Origin of the sequence: Marinomonas sp. MED121, from assembly GCF_000153025.1 — a bacterium.
In the GTDB taxonomy this organism is placed as follows: Bacteria; Pseudomonadota; Gammaproteobacteria; order Pseudomonadales; family Marinomonadaceae; genus Marinomonas.
On the sequence record NZ_CH672429.1, the window covers coordinates 1,163,809 to 1,187,249 of the forward strand.

Genomic DNA, 23,441 nt, shown 5'->3' on the forward strand with positions numbered 1-23,441 from the left:
CGAAAACCTTAAATAAAAGATTGTTCATATTTATTGGCAACAAAGCGGCCACCATCAACCCTCATCACGCTTCCGGTTACTGCCTCAGCATGAGCTAGATATTGAACCGCGTCTATGATGGCTTGATACCCAAGCTCTTTACGCAAAAGACTTTGAGATAATACTTTTTCTCGGTATTCAGCCTGATGCTCAGGCAAAAACTGAATGGGGCCAGGTTGAATAACATTGACCCGATATTTTGGCGCTAACCTTTGGGCTAGGCTTAACATTAAATTTTGTAAGCCTGATTTTGAAGCACAATAACTTGCAAAACGCTCATTTGGTAAGTCGGCATAAATATCAGTAATTGCGACCACATTAGCCTTGTCAGCAAAAATAGGTAAGAGCTGCATAGTGAGATACTGGGGTGCTGCAACATGTACATTCATCATTTTAGACAAAGTTTGCCAACTATCATCCTCCTTTGTATCAGGGAAAAAGCAAGAAGCATTATGTATCATCAGATCCACTTTCCAACCTAAAGACAGTATCTCTTCAGCAAGTTGCTCAACCGCTTTTTTATCATCAAGGTTCGCTTGAATACTATGATAAGTTAATGAGTTTTTTTGCTCTAACTCATTATTCGAATTGAAGTGCGCAATGACTCTCCAGCCCAAATTCAAATAAAATTGGGTCAACTTTAATCCTAAACGCTTACCCGCTCCGGTAATAAAGACGGTTCTTAGGGACTCATTTTTATCTAAATTCAATTTTTCACCTTCACTCATACAAAAGATTATCGGACTAACACTGTTTTCGACTCATCGCTTTGACACTCCCCTTCAACCCGCTCAAGCAAACGAAGAAACTTATTCAAAACAAACAAAAACGAGAGATTAATAAGCAGCCCCATCAATTTTTCGAACAGGAATCCTAGCCTTAATCTCATTCTCTGCCATACACATATTGATAGCCGTCACATTGGTATCACACTTATCGGTTGTCACATAGTGGGTAATACAGCCACATAAAGTACAGTGATGAAAAGCCACTTCTTTATCGCCCCAAATATAAGCGCCTGAGGCTTTTTGGGTGTGGGAGATACTCACATCCTTCGGCTCGTAATAGGCCCAAGAAGCCGCATAACGGCGGCAAATGGAGCAATTACAATTGGCTATTTCTTTAGGGATATAAGCCGCTGTTAATTCGATATTGCCGCAATGGCAGGTTAGCTTCATTGATTCATTCCTTTAACTAGTTTTCATTTCGTCCTTGCAGAAATGAAGGGATACCTTGCTGTAATTCACACCAGTTAGCTTTATATTCCGTATAAATTTGAGCATCAATTTTAATAGGAATATCCTCATCAAATGTTGAGATTGCTAACTCAATCTCATCAATGCCCGCATTTTTAATTCTAAAGCCTAAACTCGTGCCACAGTCTTGACAGAAGCTTCTTTGAGTTCCGTTCTCTGCTGTAAAGTGCTTCAATAACTCAAAGCCTTTTAACCAAGTTAAGCCAGTCACACTAACCAGTGTTCCGTATGCAGCGCCATGGAATTTTCGGCACATAGTACAATAGCAATTTGCCGCTTTTTTACTAAAACCAGTAACATTAAAACTAATACCGCCACATAAACAAGAACCATAATATTTATGAGTCATAATTACCTCCACTAAAAAAAGAGTTCATGATTTAGATAACGCTAGACTAGCTTTACAGAAATATTTAACCCTAAACTCTCTCAAGCTTTTGATAGGGTTTTTCAGGTAATTCAACCTTAATATTATCCTCTATTAAAAGCTGTCCGCCTTGCACGACAATCGCCATGATGCCAGCTTTGCGTATAAGATTGCCCTCCTCATCTTTATCCAACACAGCTTGAGTCAAACCTTGCTGATAGTGATCCAATTGGGCACAAGGGTTTCTAAGCCCTGTAACTTGCAATACCACCTCATCACCTAGATGGAGTAAGGTATCTTTTGGCAAAGAGAGTAGATCGACACCTTGAGTAAGAATATTCTCACCAAAAGAGCCGGCTTCAACATGAAAACCCTTTGTTTGCAGCTCAGTAAGAAGCTCTGAATGAATCAGGTGAACTTGACGTAAATTAGGCTGGGTTGGGTCTGCTTTTACACGCGATCTATGTTTAACGGTTTCACCACAATGGGCATCACCTTCAACGCCTAAACCTGCGATCAAGGTAAGCTGTGTTACAGGCTTTTTAGAAAACCCATGCTTATTGTCATAACTTAATGAAATGAGTTTCACTGTGCTGTCCTTAGCCGTTTATTGGTAGATTTTTTTGGAAAAGTCTCCGTATCTTATTTGTCTTAAACATTGAGACGATGAGATTAAGATACTAAGGTAAAAATGGATAAAATAACACGGAGAGGATTTACACTTTTGCTCTATCAGGCCCCTATTTCAACTAAGCTACTTATTGCTAATTGGCTTGTTCGTACCAACCTTCAATCATTTTCTGCTCGTATTCTTGCAATATGCCTTGTGCTTTAATTTCCTTTATCCCTTTGTTATAAATCTTCAGTAATTCATGGGATTGTTCATTCACTTTAGGAAAAAGAGGATGTCCCGTGGGCGTAGATAAAGCCCTAGAGTGATAAGTGATTTTTTGCGCTGATTCAGGGGGAAAGCGATTATTTATTAAATATAAACCTTCAAGGAGCGTCATGGGAAAAATATCAATACGACTGGCTAATAGCATATTCACATTATCTATATCACGTGTTGTTACATGGCTATTAAGTTCACCTGCATTAACCAATACATCAAGCTCAGGTGAATAGTGATAGCCTGCCGTTAAGCCGACAAAGTAAGGCTCAAGATCATCATAGTCTTGCCAATCAAAGTTAAGCGTTTCGAGGTGAAAAAAATGTATATTGGACTGAATTAAAGCATCGCCATAGTAAAAACTTTTTTGCCTTTCTTCAGAGAAGAACCAATAAAAGGAAAGATCATAATCTCCCTTTTGCGTACTCACCAAGGCCCGTTTCCAAGGCATATAATCGACATCTAAGCTGATTCCTTGGCTTTCAAAAGCCAGAGTCATCATATGAGTTGCATAACCACCGTGTTTTAAATTCGATCCAATCGTTGGAGAGTACTCTCCTGTCGCCACTTTGAGTGTCTGCGAGAATCCGTTTACGGTAGGAAAAAAAATCAGAATGACCGTTAGGAAAAAATTACTTTTCATTATTTCGCCTTTAATTCACAACCCCTTCATACTTATAAAGAGGTTAGCAGCTTATTAAGGAACCTGCGATTACGTCACCTCTTCTCAGTCTTGACAGAAAAAGTATCACACAAGGCGTTACTTTGCGTTTATTAATAGAAAGTCATTGTAGGTACCTTTCGAGAAGTGACAACACAGGGTGTTACTTTTTCTGAAATGTCGGATAGATATTATTAAAATGCCGAGTAGGTATTATTTAAAGACCCGAAGGGCGTGGCCTAAAAGCGCTGTCTTTAGGTTGAGGACCTTATCAATAGAATCACTATTAAGTTGCGTTCCTCGCCATAAATCTAGCAGCTTTTATCCACACGCTGAGGCGGGAGGATTTATTCGCAGCTTCCTTAAGCATTCTGATTGATTATTGAATATTTAAAAAACACAGAAGACTTAAAATACAAGCTCAAAGCCTCTCTCGATGGCTTCCCTGAATAGAAAACACAAAGTAAACCTTTTGTAACAAAACTGAATAGGCGAGCAATTATTCACTCCCTGAGAGTTATTTAAAGCCAATTTACTCATATCACCGCTATGATAGTATTTATTTGTAAAACAACTCTCTCTTATTTAAAAAGGCTTTGCTTAACTTATTACTTTTCTATAGCCTCTGTTTTTTTATAAAACGTTAAACAAGGATGTATAATGAACGTTATCTCAAGAAGTTATAAAATTGATGAAGACTTGTGTAAAAAACTAACTAATGAATTTGAAAAAACAAATTTAGAGTTAGATTATAATTTTTTCAAATCAGGTAAAAAAGATTCTAAATGGTTTGATGGATGTTTTGGTTTAGAGGTAAAACTTAACGGCGATACTGTTTTTTTGGTTTCTAACACGATAGCCAATATTAAGCTTAATAGCTTACCTCAAGAAAGTCGTGATATTTTCCTAAAGGCGATAGATACCGCAGGCCTACTTGATAAAAAAGGATCATCCTTAGCAAAGCCTTTAGGTATAGTGTTTTTGCTTATATCGGGCTTAGTCACATTTCCTTATCTATTTAAGGAGTCAATGAGTTTAGGCTACTTCGCTTGTGCTTCACTATTATTATTAATTGCAGGGGTAGCACTACTTAACAAAACAAATTTCACATTAGAAAAGAACGTCTCTTATACCTCAGGCCTAACAATATTTTGTATCGGAGCATTACCATTTGCACCACTATCACTGCTATTAAAGCCATTTATCATTTCAATCATTGAAAATAAATTATTTGAGTATTTAGAGAGAAAATAATTAATTTTATTTAGGCCTAATATAAAATTAATTATATTAGGCCACCTATAACATTAATTAGAGCAAAGATTGATATTATTAAGGAACCTACGAATAATTAAATCAATCTGTTACAAAACACAACTCGCATTTTTAAAGAAGTACTTCACTTCATAGTCGTCACAACCATCTTGACCATTATCATCATGCCAACAAGCAAAGCCACTCGCCTCGTCATAACTTATGATGTCACGGGTCAAACTCACATCCAGTTTGTCACTAGCACGACGCGCCAAATAACCTGAAATATCTTCAGCGGTACAATTGCTAGCAATGCTGCCCTCTTGCTGATGTTTAGTGAAAGACTCATTTTCGTCATCGTCACTATCATTCGCGGCATTTCGATTTAACCAAGCCGTAGAAAAATAGCCACTATCTATTAAGGAATTTGAAATTTTGTGAATGCCTAATGATTCCAGCTCAGTGTTTGTATTGCCATGAAACGCAAAAACTTGCTGAGAAGAAGTAGAAGCATAGGTAGTACAGTCACTTGTACTGTTACCACCATTAATACTAGAACCTGTACTAGAAGTGAATTTGAGATAATAAACGGTGTCATAGCCATACTTAGCATCATCAATGCAAATTTTAACATCACTCAAATATTCGCCATTACTCGAATCAAAACTCAGAGTATTACCCCAGCTACCACCATCGCCACCATAGGTTCGACAAAACTCAGATTCGCCCACAGTTGCCATGCTGACACCTTGTGTATTTTCATAACACACCTTAAATCCATCAATTCGATTCCCTGATCGAATTTGCACTGAACTAAGGTTCATCCCACCGGCACTGAGTAATTTGCGTTTTATCATGTCGATAGAATCAAAGTCATCATTCGAATCGCTACCAATAGCAGCTTTTTTAACATAGCCGTAATCCTGTTGAGACTCAGAACCCGCTAACCAAAAATCGTCTATTGCTTCATAGTAATTCAACCAAACAGAAGCACTCACTTGCGCCTCTGTTTTAACCTTGGCCAACGCGGCATTTTCATATGGATTATAAGGCATAGCAAACTGGTAACCTAAGGCGGCACATTGAGCAAAACCTTCTTGCCATTCACCTGCTGTATTAGTCAGATACCAGTTACGGCTTTCATCAACACAGGCATGCACACGATCTGCGCTACAGCTAGCATCTTGAACCGCACCACCCGTTGTCGATAACGCACAAGCATTGCTTCCTTGTGGATAATCTTTTTCCCATGACCAGACAAAATCTTTTATTAAAGGTGCATCTGACACAGAGTCATATTCAATTCGCGATAACTCAAGCATATTAAAGCCCAGTTCAGCCGCTTCAATGACATCTTCACCTGAAACTTTAATATCTTCATCGGTATCCACTAACCAATCTAACCAAGTCAGCACGGAAGTTGAAGAATCTAATCTGACGCTAAAATTACCGTTCTCATAATCTGTCGTAGCATCTGGAGAGGTACTGACATTGCCTGAGCTATCCGCTGAATGCTGTGAGCTATTTTGCGCAATCGGCTGGTTTGGATAAAGGTTCCCCTGATAATCCATTTCATCCACACCAATCCAAATGTAATCCAGCATGTCTTTATAACTGCTGCCTGAGGTATGATAATCACACAAGTTTTTACCCGCCTCTTCATCTTCATTAAAATCACGAGGCACTTGAGTAAACATTATGATGTTTTTACCTGCGGCCAACACATCCGCCTTCGTCAGTTTTTGCACAGGCAGCGAAGCACAGTCTCCTTCTGCATAGCCCCAATCTGAAGGTTTGAAAACAATATCGCCTAAACGGTCATCTATTTTTTCACCGACTTTATTACGAAAATTCGTATGATGATCACTGTCATAAACTTCGAACTTAATCAGTAAAACTTCATCTCGATTTTCCTTATCCTTAATAAAGCTTTCTATTTCATCAAAACCGTCCCCTAATGAGGCATAATCGCCAGGACCAAATACCAAACACACAGTGTCTTCTTCAAGCCCTAAATGACAAAGCTCTGGGTTGGAGGAGAACCAGCTCACAGGGTAAGTATCATATTCGGTTAATCGTATCCCACGTTTAAAGAGTTCTAAGGGTTTATAGTACTGATTAATTTGATAAATATAATTTCCATCACCATTCCACTCCTTTGCGGAATAGCCATTATGAGACCCTGCCCAAAAGGTTTTAGAAAGGGGGGCAAAATTATCAATTTGTCCCTGAAGATCAAGCCGGTTAACGGCTTCATCATCTGTATCAATACCCGCAAACGTAATGAGAGGTATAAAGATCAGTGTCATAAACACTGCCTTTGACATTAAATTCCTTATTAAACAAGCCATCATTTTTCTCCAAAAAAATTTTAGAAACCAACTTAACTCCAAATAAAGCATCCTGCGTAAACAAGCATTTTGAAATGACATTCAATTAAGAAGAAAAATAAAGCGGGGGACAACTGGACTAGCATTACTTTTGTAAAGGCTAATAGAATGATCTAAATCAACCAAGGAGTAGACCTGGTCAGCATAATTTTACGCCCCCCTTAGGCATATCTGTTATAAATACATGCTATAGATAACAACCAAAAAATCACCTTATATCAAGCTTTTAGATGAAAGCTGACATAGTTTCATAATGACGTGTTTCAAAGTAACCTTATGCTGATATTTTTTCTGGCAGGGTTAAAAGAAAGGAGACTTATTCGTCCCCCTTTTATTTATTGATTCTCAATCCAGTAATTGGTCAAAATACGTTTTTCATCACCGCTATACACTTTAATAATTTCATACTCACCTTGTGTATTTTCAAGGGTATTTTGAAAATTAATAATTTTGATCTTAGCGATCGCATTACGCTCCATATCGATCAAATCAATTGGTGTATCTAAAGGGAAAATACGATTACCCTTTTTCCTAAAGACATAGGCTGCATTTATTTCGAGAAGCGCTGGGGGAGTGGCTTGTAACACCCAATTAAATTTTACTGAAAATCCCATTTTAACCTATCCATTTCCCTATATGGGCTTATAAAAGAAAACCGTACCTTCAAACTGTCCGTTCGAACTGAGTGCAAAGTTTGGGATTTGACCCGCTTCTGTGAAGCCTATCGCACGATATAAAGAGGATGCAACATCACCTAGACGAGTATCTAACACCAACAAACTAATACCAGTTTCAATAGCCACACTTTCCATAAATGCCATCAATTTTTTACTGATACCTTGCCCTTGATGACTCGTCGCAACCATGAGTTTTTCCACTTCACCGCGATGGCGTCCATTGGCTTTAGAGCACAAAGAGAGTTGCATGCAGGCAACCAGCTTATCTTCATCCAATACAGCAAAAAGCTTTCGCCTGTTTGACGCAAGATCGGCTTCAACACCTTGCCAATAGTCAGTTAATTCGGTGTTATCAATCGGAGTGAGGAAACCGACAGATGCGCCACTTTCAACACAGTCCGTGAGTAGTGTGAGGAACTGGTTTTCAAGTCCTTTTAGCGAGGTTAGTGATTTAATGTCCATATAAACTTCTTACTAATCCTTTATGAATCAACGTTATTTAAGACTCTTTAAATTGCTAAGCACATGTACTATCAGATAGCATTCTACTAAACACTATTCTGCTAGATCCTTTTTCTATTGCCCGTACATTTAAATGAAAGAGCTCTATTTTTAAGCCTTCTTTGGATGAATCTATCATCCTGCAATAGATGCTATTTATATCCTTTGAAAGCATTTTTATAAATAAAGTTTTGCTTTTCCTATTGTCTAATTGAATAGAAGACACAAACATAGCAAAGGAATTGTCTCTCTCGAATGAAATGTTTTCTAGATATAAATCAGTTCTGATCGATAATAAGCTTTGGCTAAATTCCTCACCAAAGTTAGCTTGCTTCAAATCCAAAAAATACGCACTAATTCCAGCTAGAATTGCTAACCCAAGTTTTATCAAAAGCTTAACTAGAGGGAAAAACCGACTTCGATCTCTCAAATCTCACTCCATTCATACTGATTTTTTTTGATAAGGTTCTTCATATTATTAAAGAAAATTATTTAACTAAAGCAAAAACTTACTAAAATACAACTAGCACATCAAACGAATGATAATGAGCAGAAAGCAAGATGAGTACGTTAAATATTAACCTTTTTTTGGAAGATCTAACCTTTACTCAAATGATACGTCAGGGCCATTTGAATACAGATGCGCAGTTCTTCAAGAGGTAAGTCTTCTTCAAGATCAAACACCACCGCTCTTGATCCTTCAAAGGTAAAGGTATTGGGAAAAAGTGAGTTATAGGAGTCAATCAAACTGGTTTGGCAGTTCACGTAGAGGGCATATTGATCAGAGCTTTTAGGCTTCCAGTCAATACGAATTGTGGTGCCAGGGGCTTTTGCTTTTTTGATTTTGCCAGATTTATCTTCAAACTGAACAGGCAGGGCAATATATGAAGGCTCACCCCATTTTAAGGTTTCTTCAATGTCTCCAACCTGGTCCGTATTTGCGGCTACATCTAGAATAAGGCTTCTCAGAAATTCAAGTTTAGCTTTTACCTTTTTAGGATAAGATTCAAACTTTTTTCTGACTAACTCATTCATCATGCGTCCCCTTTAAAGCCTCCTTACTTAGGCTTTTTATGTAACACAAAGTCAGCTTTTGACTTTAAGGTTTCTTTATCGCGAATTTGGGCAAAAGGATCTGGTTTTGTGTCTTCTACATCACCTTTATTTTCGGTTTGAGATTCTTTTTGAGTGACTTTAGCTGTTTTTTTTGCTGTGACTTTCGACGAGGGAATGGCACGCATTTTTGCGATAAGATCATCCTCTAATTCGTCTTCTTCATTTAATAGCTGGCCATACTTTTTACGCTCAGCCTTACTAAGACTTTCTTTTTTAAAACTCTCTCGTTTAAAAAACAGATTCCAAGCGGTATATAGGCCAGTTACACAGGCAAAGGCAAACCATTTAAGCCCAAAGGAAACCGCTAAAAAGCCAGTATCTTCGTTAAGTTGGCTGTAACTCACAAAGTCTTGATGCACTTTTTCGATAACCCAAAGTAGCAGTAGCAGCAAGGCACTGGAGAGAATCGTTTGTTTGTAACGTTTATAGATAAAGGTAACAAAAGTTATGCGGAAAATTTGATTCATCATTAGAGCCAACTCACACCTAACAGGGCTAAAACAGCCAATAAGCCTTTGCTTTTAATATCTGACTTTATTTTATTTTCTTCTTCTTGAACCACCACTTCCAAATCTTCCTGAGTAAATTCTTCAGGAGTGCGGCCCGCAATAATAATGCGAGTTTTTGCTCTGGAAATCGCTTTTTCTCGAATGATTTTTTTGTATTTAGTACGGGGATTATAAGCGTTCAAGCTTTTCACAATATTAGCGTCCTTAAAGTCACATTATTTAAGATATTGGTATTTTATTTCTTAAAACAAGGCTAAAAATTGTGCATAAGTCTGTTATTTAACCACACATTCATTCACATTCTCTGGCGTACAATAGTAGAAATCTTGGTAATAAATGTCTTGTGAAGGGGTCTCACCATATTTTATATACTGATAAAGCAACTGAGCACCTAAGCGCCCCATAGCAAAGGGCTTCTGGCCAATATTAATACTGGATAAGTTTGCCCTTAGCGCATCCAGCTGAATATCTTCGGCATCGGCTGAAATAATGACCAAGTCGTCATTGGCAATCTGCTGTTTAAAAGGCCCAATTTTTTTTATGTAATCAGGAGAGAACTGCGCAAAGCCCGCAACGGCAAGGTAGATAGGTGGATTTTCAAGAGTGAGAATATGCTCTAACTGCCTGACCGCCTGCTCTCTTTTACCTAAGGTATAAAAAGGGCATCTAGAATATTCTGTCCAACCGTTTTCACCTCGTAAACGAGGTACATTTTCCCCTGCTAAAGCGTACCTTACCCCACGTATACGTTCATTCAAATTGGGAGTTGAATCATGCCCTGACTGAATACAAATCTGAGTGAGATCTTGTTTTTTAAAAGCCTTGGCTTGGTTACCTAGGGCAACCCCATAATCAAAATTATTAGTGCCCACATAAGCTAATCGATAGGCTTTATCTGACGCTAGCAAGTCTGAATCAAAGGTAATTACAGGGACACCTGCTGCTTTTGCTTTTTTTAATACGCGGTTAACGAGAAAAGTAGAATCTGTGGTAGAAATTAAAAAGCCATCCACACCTGTCTTTAAATAGGATTCAATAATAAGGGCTTGGGCGCGGATATTTTGAAAGTCTTGGGGTCCATCATAAATACAATTAACCCCTTCCACACTTTGCGCAAAAACTTGGCAACCTTCATAGGATTGCTCATAAAAACTATCATTTTTGGTTTTGCCTATCACCACAATATTCAAGCCAGGTGAATGAAGCGACGCTGCTTTATCTTGATTAACGCCTTCATTAATAGAATCGTCATTTGCTATAGCGGCAGAAATAATGCCTAAATAAACACAGCAAATTAATAAAGAACGTCTTAAAAAAGCGTTAACTGTCATACATATCCTCATGTAAACATCTTGCTACAGTTTTATCCTAATACATTGTTCTTATTATGGATAATGAAGATTTAAAGATAAGTGCTAGCCCATTTAAGCCTAACACCTATCTTTCTCAATGCAATGAGAGGACATGAATTTGAGAAAAATTCACTTTTCTAATTCGCGTACCAAACTGTCTTAGTTTGCAGATATTGATCGAATGCCTCTAAGCCATTATCTCGGCCACCAAAGCCAGACATTTTATAGCCACCAAAAGGTGTTGATATATCGCCTTCAGAAAAGCAGTTCACGGATACTGTTCCTGCTTTAATTGCCTTAGACACCCTGTGGGCACGACGGATATCCGCTGTATATAAAGATGCCGCCAAACCATATTCACTGTCGTTAGCCAGCTTGATCGCCTCTTCTTCTGTCGCAAAACTCACCACAGCAAGTACTGGACCAAAGACCTCTTGCTTAAACAAGGTCATCTCAGGTGTCACCTCATCAAAAATGGTCGGCTCAATACACATACCCGCCCCTAAATCAGATACCTTGCCACCCTGAATCAATTGCGCACCTTCTTGTTTGGCTATTTCTAAATGAGAGAGCACCCTATCAAAATGCACCTCTTCTACCATAGGTCCAATAGAGACATCTGGATCTTGAGGGTCGCCCAATTTCCAATCTTGAAGACGTCTTTTTAATACGGCTAACAAGGACTCTTTGATATCTTGATGCACGATCAAGCGTGAACCACAGCTGCAGTTTTCCCCCATATTCCAAAAGGCTGCTGAGAGCACATCATCAGCAATTTCTTCTACAGAATAGACATCATCAAATACCACTTGTGGGCTTTTCCCACCGCACTCTAGCACCACACCTTTTAAGTTAGATTGGGCAGCATAAGTTAGAAACAAACGCCCTACTTCCGTGGAGCCCGTAAAAGACACCATATCAATGTCATTATGCAAACCAAGAGGTTTTCCGACGTCTTCACCAAAGCCTGTAATCAAAGAAAGCGCCCCTTCAGGGATGCCCGCTTGATAGGCCAGTTGCACCATACGATAGGCACTTAAAGAAGTTTGCTCAGCAGGTTTTGCAATGACAGAATTGCCCGCGGCTAACGCTGGGGCCACTTTCCAAGCGAACATAAGAGCCGGAAAGTTCCAAGGCAATACAGCCGCCACCACACCCACAGCTTCTTTCACCACAAGGGCAAGATTATCCCCATGAGTTGGCGCGACTTTTCCAAAAACCTTATCGATGGCTTCTGCATACCAAGCGAAAGTTTGAATCGTTTCAGGAATATCTGTCGCTAAACATTCAGCAATGGGTTTACCTGCATCAATACAATCAAGTGCCGCCAATTCTTCAGCATGCTCGGTCAATAGAGCCACCCAATTTTGCATCGCCGCTTTTCGCTCTGCCGGATGTAAGCCCGCCCACTCGCCTGATTCAAAGGTTTCTCTGGCAACTTTAACCGCGTCGTTAACATGGCTCTCATCACAAGATTGCACCTTACCAATCACACTATGGTCAAAAGGGTTAAGGGTTTCAAAGGCGGTAAAGTCAGAATTCAAACCTTGGTTTTTTATCAAAGCGCCAGCATAAAGCTGCTGTTTACGCCCAAGTTGAAACACATCTTCTTTTAACATTTTTCGGTTCGATAAAAGCATGTCTTTCTCCTTAAGCTTCTAGCGCTTTATCTAGTAATGCTAAAAACTCTGCTTGAGACTCAGCACTCACAGGCAGTAAAGGCGCACGAACACTCCCAACAGGCACACCAACATGAGCACAACCTAACTTGGCTTTTTGATTATAATCTTCCGCTTCTTGATGCTTAATCACAGGTAAAATAGCTGTCATCAAGTCTCTTACTTTCGTGAGATCATCCGCCTTAGCCGCTTCAATCAAGGCCACATGCTCTGCAGGTAAATAGTTTGCTGCACCACCTATCCAAGCACGCACACCCCAGAACAAGTAGTCTGCCGCCTGATCATCACTGCCACACACCACTTGGAAATTATCTAGTTTGGCATTGATTAACGACAAGGCACGGCTAAAGTCACCACTACTTTCTTTAATCCCGACTATGTTCTTCTCTGCACTTAGCTCGATCACCGCCTCAACACTGATTTCAACACCAGAACGCGCAGGGAAGTTATACATAATGATGGGCATATCAGCTTCTTGGCTGACCGTTTTGTAATGTTGAATAATTTCGTTTTCTTGCGGTAAGCAATAGATAGGTGGCGCAAGCATTAAGCAGGTATAGCCTAGCTCTTTTGCCTGTTTAGCCTTCAGTACAGAACCTTGGGTATATAAGTCATTTACCCCAGCAATTAATAGGGCTCTATCACCCACATGCTCAGCAATAAAGGCCATTAGCTTATAACGCTCTTCATCATTAAAGGTGTAATACTCACCTGTGGTACCACAGGCAACAATACCTTTCACACCAGCATTAATTTGAAAATCTAATAAGTTAGCCAGAGCGGCAAAATCTATACTGCCATCTGCGCCAAACGGGGTAACAACAGGAACTAATACACCTTCAATATTCATTTTCTTATCCTTTTAACATGAGGTTTAAGCTTCTTTTAAAAGCCGTTTTAAGCTTATGCTTCAATTAATGTATATTTTATACAATTTGTTTTTACAAAATTTTTTAGCACTGTTTCATTTCTTATTCAGGCAAATCTATCGTGACGAAAGGGAGTCATATCTAACTTAGGTTTTTGGTTATGTGTTAAAGCATCCACCAGTTCACCTGTCACTGCGGCTTGGGTTAACCCTAAATGCTGATGACCAAAGGCTAATATCACCTGCCCCTTGGCACCAACCTTATCTATGATGGGTAAGGAGTCAGGTAAAGAAGGCCTAAAGCCCATCCAAGTTTGGCCGACTTCAGCATCAATTCTTGGCAGTAGCACTTGGGCATGTCGTACCAACATATGCGCTCTTTTCATATTGGGAGAAGTATGTAGCCCACCAAACTCCACTGTGCCAGCAAGGCGAAGCCCCTCATTCATAGGTGTCATAATGAAACGTCTATCGGCAGAGGTAACAGGCACCTTTAAACTAGTATCAACTTTGGGCAACATGAGGTGATAACCCCTTTCCGTATCCAAAGGCACCTTCTTCTTGGTTAATGCCTGCACCCAATGTTTTGACCAAGCGCCTGTGGCTAACACAAGTTTAGGCACCTGATATGAAGCCCCATTAAGCTTCACCTCAACACCTTCATCATTCATGTCTAAGGCTTCTACTTCTTGCTCAATCAACTTGCCCCCCTGTTTGATAAAATGCTCAGCTAATACACGCGTCAATTTATGAGGGTCTGTCGTGTGCGCCGTATTGGGAAACAAAACACCATGGCAAATATTGCCCGATAGACCAGGCTCTAACTCTCTCACCTGACAACCCGAAAGTGATTGGGTTTTAATACCCTGCTCATTCAAAAAAAGATGAGTATCCTCATAGTCTAAAACGGACTTTTGTGACTCAAACACCAGCAAGGAGCCGTCCGCTTTAATTTGTTTTTGCTCTCCTAATGCTTCTAAAAGGGTTAACCAAGCAGGTAAAGCCGCATTATTGAGCCCAGTTAAAGCATCGACGCCCTGAGAGAAAGGGCCACTTCGCGTATTGAGCATAAAACGAATGAGCCAAGGGGCTATCTTATGCAAATAAGACCAGCGAATAGACACAGGCCCTAATGGATCAAGCAGCATTTTAGGTATCTTCCACATCAAACCAGGTGTGGCGAGGGGCAAAATTTGCTCTGTCGCAAAGTGGCCAGCATTGCCTTTTGAGCAACCTTCCCCAACGCCATCCCTATCAATCAAGGTCACCTGATGTCCTGATTTTTGTAAGGCGAGAGCACAACAGACGCCAACAATACCCGCGCCTAAAACAGCAATATCCGCTTGCAAAGACTTCATAAAATAACCTTTCATTCGAGTTATGTATATTGTATAAAATATACTTTGATCAAAAATAAAGCAACGCTATTCATTCTAAAGCCCCCATAACGATAAAAACGGATAAGGAAAATAAGATGAGAGAAGGCACCTTTTTTTGCATTGATGCCCATACATGTGGCAATCCAGTACGTTTAGTGGCTGGCGGTTATCCTGACCTAGAAGGTCAAACAATGAGCCAAAAGCGCCAGTTTTTTCTTAATCAGTACGACTGGATTCGACAAGCACTTATGTTTGAGCCAAGGGGACATGCCATGATGTCTGGCTCTATTGTTTATCCTCCTTGCTCTGAAGATGCTGATGCTTCAATACTCTTTATCGAAACCAGTGGCTGCTTGCCCATGTGCGGGCACGGCACCATAGGCACAGTCACAAGCGCCATTGAAAATGGCATTATCAAGCCAAAAATTCCGGGGAAACTTATTCTAGATGTGCCCGCAGGCAAGATTAAAATTGAATACAAACAAGATGGTGACAAGGTAGAAAGCGTGCGTATTTTTAATGTAGCCTCCTATCTCGCTCACACGGATGTCGTGGTACAGGTGCCGGAATTGGGCGAACTTGTGGTCGACATTGCCTATGGGGGTAACTATTACGCTATTGTAGATCCACAAAAAAACTATCAAGGACTAGAGCACTTTAGTGCCGATAAAATCTTGCAATTAAGCCCTATCGTACGCCAGCTTGTTGATGCGGCCGCAGAATGTGTTCACCCTGATGATGCCACAGTTAATGGGGTTTCCCATGTGTTATGGACAGGTACCCCCACACAAGAAGGAGCCCGAGCGAAAAATGCCGTATTTTATGGGGACAGAGCCATAGACAGGTCACCCTGTGGCACAGGTACCAGTGCGCGCATGGCCCAATGGTTTGCCAAAGGCAAGCTCAAAGTCGGCGATGATTTTGTACACGAAAGCATTATTGGCAGTTTATTTCATGGACGAGTTGAGTCTCTTACCCAAGTCGGCAGTCATATTGGTATCATGCCAAGTGTGCAAGGTTGGGCTAAGGTGTATGGTCACAACACCATTTGGGTGGATGATGAAGACCCTTATGCCCACGGCTTTGAAGTTAAATAGTTTTTAGTTAAAGAACGCCAAAGTTAGATAATAACGACCACCTAGTGTTAAGTTTTATTAAAAGGGCTTTTAGATATACTAAGCTGAGGGTTATATTAAACGTCAGCTTTTTATTAAGCTTTAAAATGAAAGTGTTACAATAGAGCACTAAGCAGATTCCACCCTAGGACAAAAGCGCGGCCCCTACTCCATGATGACAAACTCTATGCCTGTTTATAAAACACGAACCCAAATGGTTGCAGACATATTAAGGAATAAAATTCTGTCCGGTGAAATCGTGGCAGGAGAAGCATTACGCCAGGAGGCCCTAGCCAAAGAGTTCGATGTAAGTCGAATACCTGTTCGAGAAGCCCTATTACAACTAGAAGCCCAAGGTTTAGTGGCTTTCGAACCCCACAAAGGTGCTATCGCCACCGAACTCTCACCTGCAAAAATTCACGAACTCTTTCAACTAAGAGCCATGATAGAGTGCCATGTACTTGAGCATTCTATCGACAATATGACAGAAGCCGACTTTGATGCGGCAGATAAGGTAGTACAAGCCTTTGATCAAGCCGTAGAAAGCGGCACCCAGGTTGAAAGCTGGAGTGAGCTAAATTATCAACTCCATGCGGCCCTTTATAAGGCAGCAGACCTTCCCCAAGCCAAAGAAATTATCGAAACCTTAAACCTCAAGTCTGATCGCTATATTCGATTACAACTTTTGCTCACTTCTGGTAACGACAAAGCCGAGCAAGAGCACAATGAACTCCTCAAGCTTTGTCGTCAACGCGATAAAACAGCAGCCTGTGCACTACTTAAAAAGCATATTTTAGAAGCAGGCCAAGCCATTCACGATATACTGCTAGAACAACAAGACAATAATAAATAGCCCTCACCCAGTATCAACAGGTCTCTTCTTAATGCCTTCTTCCTAGCTTCTCACTCAGCTAGGAAAGGCATTGAAGCATACATTTAACCGCTTCCAAATCTCATCAAGTTAAGGCAGTATCCATTAGGTTAATGGGACATTTTTGTCCTTTTAATAGATTGAAAGCCTGATATATGGCCCTTCAAACTTGGCATCATTCTTTCATTAGCTTTTTAAACAAAACCACTCTTTAGTAAACAGCTTACGCTGACTTGATACCTAAGCTCTTCCAAAACAATAAAAATAGGATATTTGGAAATGGCAATAAAACGATTTTACTGGCTCTCACAGCTAGGGATTGGCAGTCGCTTATTTTTGGCTTTTGTGATGATATCCTCCATCACCATCGTCTCTAGTGGGCTGGCAACAAACACCTATTTGCAGCTAAGCGATAGGCTAATGCTACTTAAGCATCAGGATATTCCTGGTTTAGATGCCGCAGCGCGCCTTAATGATAAAAGCCGCTTAATCGTCGCCACTGCGCCTTTAATTGTCACCAGTGACTCAAATGTCAGTCGTAATCAAGCCATGGATACCTTGAACATTGCCATTCAAGATATGGATGGTTTAATGCGTAATTTACCTGACTATAACCGCTATTTTTTAGAGCTCATCACCCAGATACAGAATAACTTAACCCTGTTAAATCAGAGTGTTGAACGACGAGAAGTCATTCGCAAAAAACTCACCCAACAATCCAAACTCATCTTCCCTTTATTCCAAGATTTAATTCTTGAGTTTGATCGGCTAGAACAGAGTGAGCAATTAGAAGAAGTCATCAGACGGCTTTATTACTTTTCTGGCCTTATTGAAAAGGTCAGTAACGAAGCCTCCTTTAACGAATTGGATTACACCTTTTTACGGCTTGAAGATTTAGGCCGAGAAATCAGTACGCGCCTGCCTTTTTTGCCACAAATTCCCCGTTTAAAGCGTCAGCTTCTAAGCCAGTTATTAAAAATGAGTTCGCGCCAAGGCCAACTCTTTTTATTGAAAAATGAAGAATTAGATTTGCTCTATCAACAGAGCTTTTTTTTGGAAAATAGTCAGCAGCATATCCAACAATTAGCGGCGCAGATAAACCAATATACCAACCAAACCAACACCAGTATTCGCGCCTCCTTAGAAGGGGCGATTAAGTCCATTAATGCCAGTATTAGCAGCATTCTTTTGCTCTCCTTAGCCAGTCTTGCTGTGGCCTGCGCCATCTCTTGGTTTTACGTCAGACGCGATGTATTACAGCGCATTATTGAGCTACAAAAAAACATGCGCGCCATAGCTAGTTCCAAGCTTGATACTCAGATTTTAATCAAGGGCAATGACGAAGTATCAGGCATGGCCAGAGACTTACAATACTTCCAAAAAACCGCCATAGAAGTGGAAAAAACCAATCAAAAACTCGCCGCCGAAATTGAAGAGAGACTGGCTGCGGAAGTCCAATTAAAGAGCACCCAAAACGAGCTAGTCCAAGCAGGAAAGCTTGCCGCCCTTGGTCAATTGAGTGTGGGCATCACCCATGAAATCAACCAACCATTAACCGCGATTGCTAGCTATTTACATACAGCCGGACGTCACCTAGACAAGGCCCAGCCGGATAAAGCCAGGCTCAATATCGAAAAGATGCACCAACTCCTTGATAAAATTGCAGGCATTACTCGCCACCTTAAAGCCTTTGCTCGGGAGGCAGGTACAGCGCTCAGCCCTGTGTTATTAGAGCCCGTCATTCTTGATGCCATAGAGCTAATGTCGAATCAGATTCGAGAACAAAATAGCCGCTTAGAATATCAAAATAATGTCAAAGATCTGAATGTATTAGCCGAGCCTATTCGCCTCGAACAAGTCTTGGTAAACCTCATTAGTAATGCGGTAGATGCCTTATCCAGCGCGCCTTTAAAGCAGATTCAAATAACAGTAACAGAAGAGGAAAGTCAGGTCTTTATCAGTGTCAGCGACACTGGCATTGGCATAGAAGCCGATAAGTTAAACCAGATATTTGACCCCTTCTTTACCCAAAAAGAAGTGGGCCAAGGTTTAGGATTAGGTCTCTCTATTAGTTACAACATAATTCAAGATTTTAGTGGCCAAATCCGCGTCAGTTCAACCCAAGGACAAGGCAGCACCTTCACATTGGTTTTACAAAAAGCGAGCACAAAATGAAGCAAGCGATTCGCATTCTTATCATAGATGATGAGCAAACCATCATTGAAGCCCTGACAGAGCTTTTAGAGCTAGAAGACTTTCAGGTAGACACCTTCTTAGATGCCCAACAAGCATTAGATTCTCTCAATAAAAATAGCCCTGTGGTTGTGCTTTGTGATGTAAAAATGCCAAAAATGGATGGCATGAGTGTGCTGGCCAAACTCCAAGCCTTAGACCCTGAATTGCCTATTCTCTTGATGAGTGGCCACGGTGATATTCCTATGGCCATCGAAGCGATGAAGGAAGGGGCTTATGACTTTCTCGAAAAGCCACTGCAACCTGCCAAGCTGATTAGCCAATTAGAAAGGGCCATAGAGAAGCGCCGTCTCATTTTAGAGAACCGTAGCCTCAAACAAAACCTTGCCAATCAAACAGGCCTAGAGAACTTTATTATTGGTGAATCCGCTGCCATTAAAGGCATACGCCAACATGTAACAGCCCTCGCTCAAGCCAATGTGGACACCATTATTTATGGGGATACTGGCTGTGGTAAAGATGTGGTCGCCCGTGCCTTACACCAATTTAGCCGTCGCCATGAAAGTCGATTTATCGCCATAAACTGTGGTGGCATCAGTGAAAGCTTGATTGAAAGTGAGCTCTTTGGCCACGAAGCAGGCTCTTTTACCGGTGCCAATAAACGTCATATCGGCAAGATAGAAGCCGCCAATGGCGGCACTCTGTTTCTTGATGAAATCGAAACCATGCCCCTGCCTGTGCAAATAAAACTTCTCAGGGTGCTGCAAGACAGGACCATAGAAAGAGTCGGCAGCACACAGCCTATTCCCGTTGAGCTCACTGTCATAGCCGCCAGTAAAGATGACCTTGCCCAATTAGGCGAAGAAGGGAAGTTTAGAAAGGACCTCTTTTATCGTCTCAATGTGGCAAGCCTTACCATACCGCCACTTAAAGACAGGCCAGAAGATGTACTGCCCTTGTTTCACTATTATGCCCGTAAAGCTGCGGAGCAATTCGACCGCCCTTTGCCTGAACTTACCCCAGAGTATCTTGCCTTTTTATTGGAACATGAGTGGCCAGGCAATGTACGAGAACTCAAAAACGCCGTGGACAGGTTTGTCTTAGGTATCACAGAAACCTCTCTCGCGACCCTTAAACGTGATGAAGACACTAATGGCAGTTACGAGGAACGCATGGAGCAATTTGAGCGCAGCATCCTTGAGCAAGGCTTACGGGCATCGGGCGGTCAACTTAATGAAGCGGCGGAGCTATTAGACCTCTCTCGTAAAACCCTTTATCGAAAAATGAAGAAACATCAATTAGATAAGCAGGTTTTTAAGGCAACATAGCAGCTTCATCAAAGGAGCTTAAGAAAAAAGACACATGTGTCCCATCTAACAAAAAACAATGAGACTAAAGCGTCCCAAAGCCGTGACTTAGATTTTTAAAAATGTCGTAAACATATGAAATTAAACAATATTTTAGACTTGGTATTGCTTTTGCTCTAACTGGGTCAGATCCACAACATTGTGGGGCTGACTCATCTCCGATCAGGGTCTTGCCCAATTGGTGATAAAAATAAAAATATCTAATGAGGAAAAGTGAGATGCCAAATAAATTGCTTACCGGTTTACTTTTAACCAGTTCGTTATTCTTAGGTGCCAGCGCTGTACAAGCAGAAGACTGTAAATACCGTGGCGTATTAGACGACAAGTTTTGTGATGATAACTATGATCTTGTTGCCGACACACCAAAAGACCCTAGCAAGTGGCGTGATCCAAGCACCTTGGTTTTCACCTACACCCCCGTAGAAGACCCAGCGGTGTACAAGGATGCTTTTAGCGACTTTCAAAAATACCTAAGTGATGTTACTGGTAAAAAAGTGGTTTATTACACAGTTCACTCAAATGCTGCCGAAGTTGAAGCCATTCGCTCTGGTCGTTTGCACATTGCCGGTTTCTCCACAGGCCCCACTGGCTATGCGGTTAACCTAGGTGGGTTAGTGCCAATCGCGGTAAAAGGCACAGCAGATGGTTTCCAGGGTTATAACCTGATTACTATCGCCCGCTCTGATAGTGATATTTATAAAATGTCTGATCTTAAAGGCCGTGTTGTGGCACATACTTCTGCATCCTCAAACTCAGGCAACCTAGCTCCTCGCGCTATCTTCCCTGCTTTAGGTATTACCCCAGATCAAGACTACAAGGTGAAATACTCAGGCAAGCACGACCAATCTATCATGGGCGTACTATCGGGTGACTATGAAGCCGCACCGGTAGCATCTGACGTATTCAAACGTATGGTAGCAGCCGAGCGTATTAACGAAGAAGATTTTCGTATCATCTACACCAGCCCGCGCTTCCCTACTTCATCCTTTGGTTATGCGCATGACTTGAATCCAGAGCTAGTGGCTAAAATCAAAAAAGCCTTCTCTGAATTTCGCTTCCCTGCGGATATGCAAGAAACCTTTGGTGGTGCGGACCGTTTCTACCCAGTTACTTATAAAGTTGACTGGCAGGTTATCCGTGACATTGCCCACGCCTCTGGCACGGCTTACACCAAAACAGGTCTAAAACGTTTGGCTGAAGCAGATGCAGCGAAAGCCGCTAAAAAACGTGCGGCAGCCGCCGCGGCAAACAACAATGGTTAATGGCTAACTTGCCAAATTAACCACCTCAGTTTTAGCGCACATTTAATTAATTGAAATTGCTCATCAGCGACCTGGGAAACCAGGTCGTTTGCACCTCTTATTGCTTGTAGGATACAGATTATGTCTTCAACTCAAACGGCGCATGGTCGCTCTAACTTCCTTGAAATCAAAGGATTACAGAAAGAATACGTGCCAGGTAACCCGATTTTAAAGGGCATCGACATTAACATCAGCGAACCCGGCATTGTCGCCATTATCGGTCCATCAGGCACAGGTAAAAGTACCTTATTACGTTGTATCAACCGTTTAATTGATCCAACAGCTGGGGCCATCTTGTTTGATAATGCAGATCTTAGCCAAGCCAAAGGGGGCGAATTACGCAAACTACGCCGCCAAGTGGGTATGGTGTTCCAAGAATATAATCTGGTTGAACGTTTAACCGTGATTGAAAACGTATTAACCGGTCGCCTTGGTTATATGAGTGCTTGGCAAGCTTGGCGTCGTAAATTTAGTCAAGAAGACATTAATGGCGCCTTTGAATTACTCGAAGCGGTTGGCTTAAGCGAACATGCGAATAAGCGTGCAGACAGTTTATCTGGCGGTCAGCGTCAGCGTGTTGGTATCGCCCGTGCCGTGATGCAAAACCCCCGTGTGTTATTAGCCGACGAACCAACCTCTTCCCTTGATCCGAAAACGGCGGTTGAGATCATGGAGCTACTAGAACGTTTCTCAGAAGAGAAGAACATCCCTGCTCTGGTCAATATTCACGATGTTAAACTCGCCAGCCGTTTTGCTAAACGCATGATAGGCATGAGTAATGGCGTTGTCGTATATGACGGCTCTCCAGAAGGCATCACAGATGAACACCTTAAACAAATTTATGGAGGTGAATCATGGCTGGACTAAGCACCTCCAAAGAGTATGAGAATCCCTTTAAGCGTAACTGGGTAAGCACGGGCATTTGGGCGCTTGTAGGTGTGTATCTGGTTTATTCTTTCAATGCCATGGGCCTCACATGGGATAGATTCGTTCAGGGTTTAGGCCATGCGGATAAGCTTTTAGATCGTATGTTCCCACCAAACTTTGACCGTTGGGAACTGTTATTAAGTGGTTTAGCAGAAAGCTTAGAAATTGCGGTTATTGCCAGTGTCTCAGGCATAGTGCTGTCGCTATTTTTTGGCTTATTTGCAGCTCGTAACTTGATGCCAAACTGGGTCAGTGTGCCTATGCGAGGCTTCATTGCTTTGTGTCGTACGTTTCACCCTGTGATCATCGCCATTCTCTTTGTGAAAAGTGTCGGCTTTGGTGCTCTAGCCGGCATACTCACTCTGATCGTGGCTTCAATTGGCTTTATCGCTAAGCTATTTGCAGAAGCCATCGAAGAGATTTCACTCAAGCAAGTAGAAGCCATTCGTGCCACTGGCGCAGGCTTTGTGAGTGTTATTCTTTTCTCTGTGATGCCACAAGTTTTCTCTCGTTTCATCGGCTTTTCTGTGTATCAGTTGGACTCAAACCTGCGTAACTCCACCATGGTGGGAATCGTAGGGGCAGGCGGTCTGGGTGGCACCTTATTCTCTGCGTTCCAGCGCTTTGACTATGACTTTGTTGCGGCCATCTTAATCACCATCATTGCCTTGATCATGCTAGGCGAGTTTCTGTCTAACATCGTCAGAAACATCTTTAGATAAGCCTTTAG

General features: G+C 41.3%; 24 protein-coding genes. 8 read left to right on the forward strand and 16 right to left on the reverse strand.

Annotation, left to right across the window (positions count from 1 at the left end; all coding sequences use genetic code 11):
* Positions 1–8 precede the first annotated feature (8 nt).
* From MED121_RS05375 to MED121_RS05395, 5 genes are all read right to left on the reverse strand, one after another.
* Positions 9–749, reverse strand: a complete 741-nt coding sequence (locus MED121_RS05375; protein ID WP_242603178.1) for an SDR family oxidoreductase — start codon at positions 747–749, stop codon at positions 9–11.
* A 126-nt stretch (positions 750–875) separates the two neighbouring features.
* Positions 876–1,217, reverse strand: a complete 342-nt coding sequence (locus tag MED121_RS05380; RefSeq protein WP_009832616.1) for an aldehyde-activating protein — start codon at positions 1,215–1,217, stop codon at positions 876–878.
* 16 nt (positions 1,218–1,233) lie between these two features.
* Positions 1,234–1,644, reverse strand: a complete 411-nt coding sequence (locus MED121_RS05385; protein ID WP_009832617.1) for a GFA family protein — start codon at positions 1,642–1,644, stop codon at positions 1,234–1,236.
* Between the two features lie 70 nt (positions 1,645–1,714).
* Positions 1,715–2,251 (reverse strand): MOSC domain-containing protein, encoded by a 537-nt coding sequence (locus MED121_RS05390; protein WP_009832618.1) that lies wholly within the window; start codon positions 2,249–2,251, stop codon positions 1,715–1,717.
* A gap of 175 nt (positions 2,252–2,426) precedes the next feature.
* A complete protein-coding gene (locus MED121_RS05395; RefSeq protein ID WP_036178777.1) occupies positions 2,427–3,194 on the reverse strand; it encodes a transporter substrate-binding domain-containing protein in 768 nt (255 codons plus the stop codon).
* Positions 3,195–3,872: 678 nt separating this feature from the next.
* Here MED121_RS05395 and MED121_RS05400 point away from each other — a divergent pair.
* Positions 3,873–4,466 carry a hypothetical protein gene (locus tag MED121_RS05400; protein ID WP_009832620.1) on the forward strand — a complete coding sequence of 198 codons (594 nt, stop codon included), beginning with the start codon at positions 3,873–3,875 and terminating at the stop codon, positions 4,464–4,466.
* A gap of 110 nt (positions 4,467–4,576) precedes the next feature.
* Here MED121_RS05400 and MED121_RS05405 read toward each other — a convergent pair whose 3' ends face one another.
* From MED121_RS05405 to MED121_RS05455, 11 genes are all read right to left on the reverse strand, one after another.
* On the reverse strand, positions 4,577–6,775 hold the full coding sequence (locus tag MED121_RS05405) for a jacalin-like lectin (RefSeq protein WP_165474610.1): 2,199 nt from the start codon (positions 6,773–6,775) through the stop codon (positions 4,577–4,579).
* Positions 6,776–7,191: 416 nt separating this feature from the next.
* Positions 7,192–7,470, reverse strand: coding sequence for a DUF2584 family protein (locus MED121_RS05410; RefSeq protein WP_009832622.1), 279 nt, complete (start codon positions 7,468–7,470; stop codon positions 7,192–7,194).
* Positions 7,471–7,488: 18 nt separating this feature from the next.
* Complete coding sequence (locus MED121_RS05415; protein ID WP_009832623.1) at positions 7,489–7,995, reverse strand: GNAT family N-acetyltransferase; 507 nt, start codon at positions 7,993–7,995, stop codon at positions 7,489–7,491.
* A gap of 55 nt (positions 7,996–8,050) precedes the next feature.
* Complete coding sequence (locus tag MED121_RS05420) at positions 8,051–8,464, reverse strand: hypothetical protein (RefSeq protein WP_036178780.1); 414 nt, start codon at positions 8,462–8,464, stop codon at positions 8,051–8,053.
* A 167-nt stretch (positions 8,465–8,631) separates the two neighbouring features.
* The gene (locus MED121_RS05425; RefSeq protein WP_009832625.1) at positions 8,632–9,072 is read right to left on the reverse strand and encodes a DUF1801 domain-containing protein; all 441 of its coding nucleotides are present in this window, start codon (positions 9,070–9,072) and stop codon (positions 8,632–8,634) included.
* A gap of 20 nt (positions 9,073–9,092) precedes the next feature.
* Complete coding sequence (locus MED121_RS05430; RefSeq protein WP_009832626.1) at positions 9,093–9,620, reverse strand: hypothetical protein; 528 nt, start codon at positions 9,618–9,620, stop codon at positions 9,093–9,095.
* Complete coding sequence (locus MED121_RS05435) at positions 9,620–9,850, reverse strand: hypothetical protein (protein WP_009832627.1); 231 nt, start codon at positions 9,848–9,850, stop codon at positions 9,620–9,622. The genes MED121_RS05430 and MED121_RS05435 overlap by 1 nt, the downstream gene beginning before the upstream one ends.
* 84 nt (positions 9,851–9,934) lie before the next feature.
* Positions 9,935–10,990 carry a substrate-binding domain-containing protein gene (locus tag MED121_RS05440; protein WP_009832628.1) on the reverse strand — a complete coding sequence of 352 codons (1,056 nt, stop codon included), beginning with the start codon at positions 10,988–10,990 and terminating at the stop codon, positions 9,935–9,937.
* A gap of 158 nt (positions 10,991–11,148) precedes the next feature.
* The gene (locus MED121_RS05445; protein WP_116371559.1) at positions 11,149–12,651 is read right to left on the reverse strand and encodes an aldehyde dehydrogenase; all 1,503 of its coding nucleotides are present in this window, start codon (positions 12,649–12,651) and stop codon (positions 11,149–11,151) included.
* 10 nt (positions 12,652–12,661) lie between these two features.
* Positions 12,662–13,540 (reverse strand): 4-hydroxy-tetrahydrodipicolinate synthase, encoded by an 879-nt coding sequence (dapA, locus tag MED121_RS05450; protein ID WP_009832630.1) that lies wholly within the window; start codon positions 13,538–13,540, stop codon positions 12,662–12,664.
* Positions 13,541–13,665: 125 nt separating this feature from the next.
* Positions 13,666–14,916 (reverse strand): FAD-dependent oxidoreductase, encoded by a 1,251-nt coding sequence (locus tag MED121_RS05455; RefSeq protein WP_036178783.1) that lies wholly within the window; start codon positions 14,914–14,916, stop codon positions 13,666–13,668.
* A 116-nt stretch (positions 14,917–15,032) separates the two neighbouring features.
* On the opposite strand from MED121_RS05455, the gene MED121_RS05460 reads away from it, so the two are divergent.
* From MED121_RS05460 to phnE, 7 genes are all read left to right on the forward strand, one after another.
* Entirely contained in the window at positions 15,033–16,034 is a 1,002-nt protein-coding gene (locus MED121_RS05460; RefSeq protein ID WP_009832632.1) for a 4-hydroxyproline epimerase, read from the forward strand.
* 190 nt (positions 16,035–16,224) lie between these two features.
* On the forward strand, positions 16,225–16,905 hold the full coding sequence (locus tag MED121_RS05465) for a GntR family transcriptional regulator (RefSeq protein ID WP_009832633.1): 681 nt from the start codon (positions 16,225–16,227) through the stop codon (positions 16,903–16,905).
* Between the two features lie 297 nt (positions 16,906–17,202).
* Positions 17,203–19,098, forward strand: a complete 1,896-nt coding sequence (locus tag MED121_RS05470) for an ATP-binding protein (RefSeq protein ID WP_009832634.1) — start codon at positions 17,203–17,205, stop codon at positions 19,096–19,098.
* Positions 19,095–20,444, forward strand: coding sequence for a sigma-54 dependent transcriptional regulator (locus MED121_RS05475; protein WP_009832635.1), 1,350 nt, complete (start codon positions 19,095–19,097; stop codon positions 20,442–20,444). Before MED121_RS05470 ends, MED121_RS05475 begins: the two co-directional genes overlap by 4 nt.
* Positions 20,445–20,701: 257 nt before the next feature.
* Positions 20,702–21,745 (forward strand): phosphate/phosphite/phosphonate ABC transporter substrate-binding protein, encoded by a 1,044-nt coding sequence (gene phnD, locus MED121_RS05480; RefSeq protein WP_036178787.1) that lies wholly within the window; start codon positions 20,702–20,704, stop codon positions 21,743–21,745.
* Between the two features lie 120 nt (positions 21,746–21,865).
* Positions 21,866–22,651 (forward strand): phosphonate ABC transporter ATP-binding protein, encoded by a 786-nt coding sequence (phnC, locus tag MED121_RS05485; protein ID WP_009832637.1) that lies wholly within the window; start codon positions 21,866–21,868, stop codon positions 22,649–22,651.
* Positions 22,639–23,433: a phosphonate ABC transporter, permease protein PhnE gene (phnE, locus tag MED121_RS05490; RefSeq protein WP_009832638.1), complete on the forward strand. Its 795-nt coding sequence runs from the start codon at positions 22,639–22,641 to the stop codon at positions 23,431–23,433. Before phnC ends, phnE begins: the two co-directional genes overlap by 13 nt.
* The last annotated feature ends 8 nt before the right edge of the window (positions 23,434–23,441 follow it).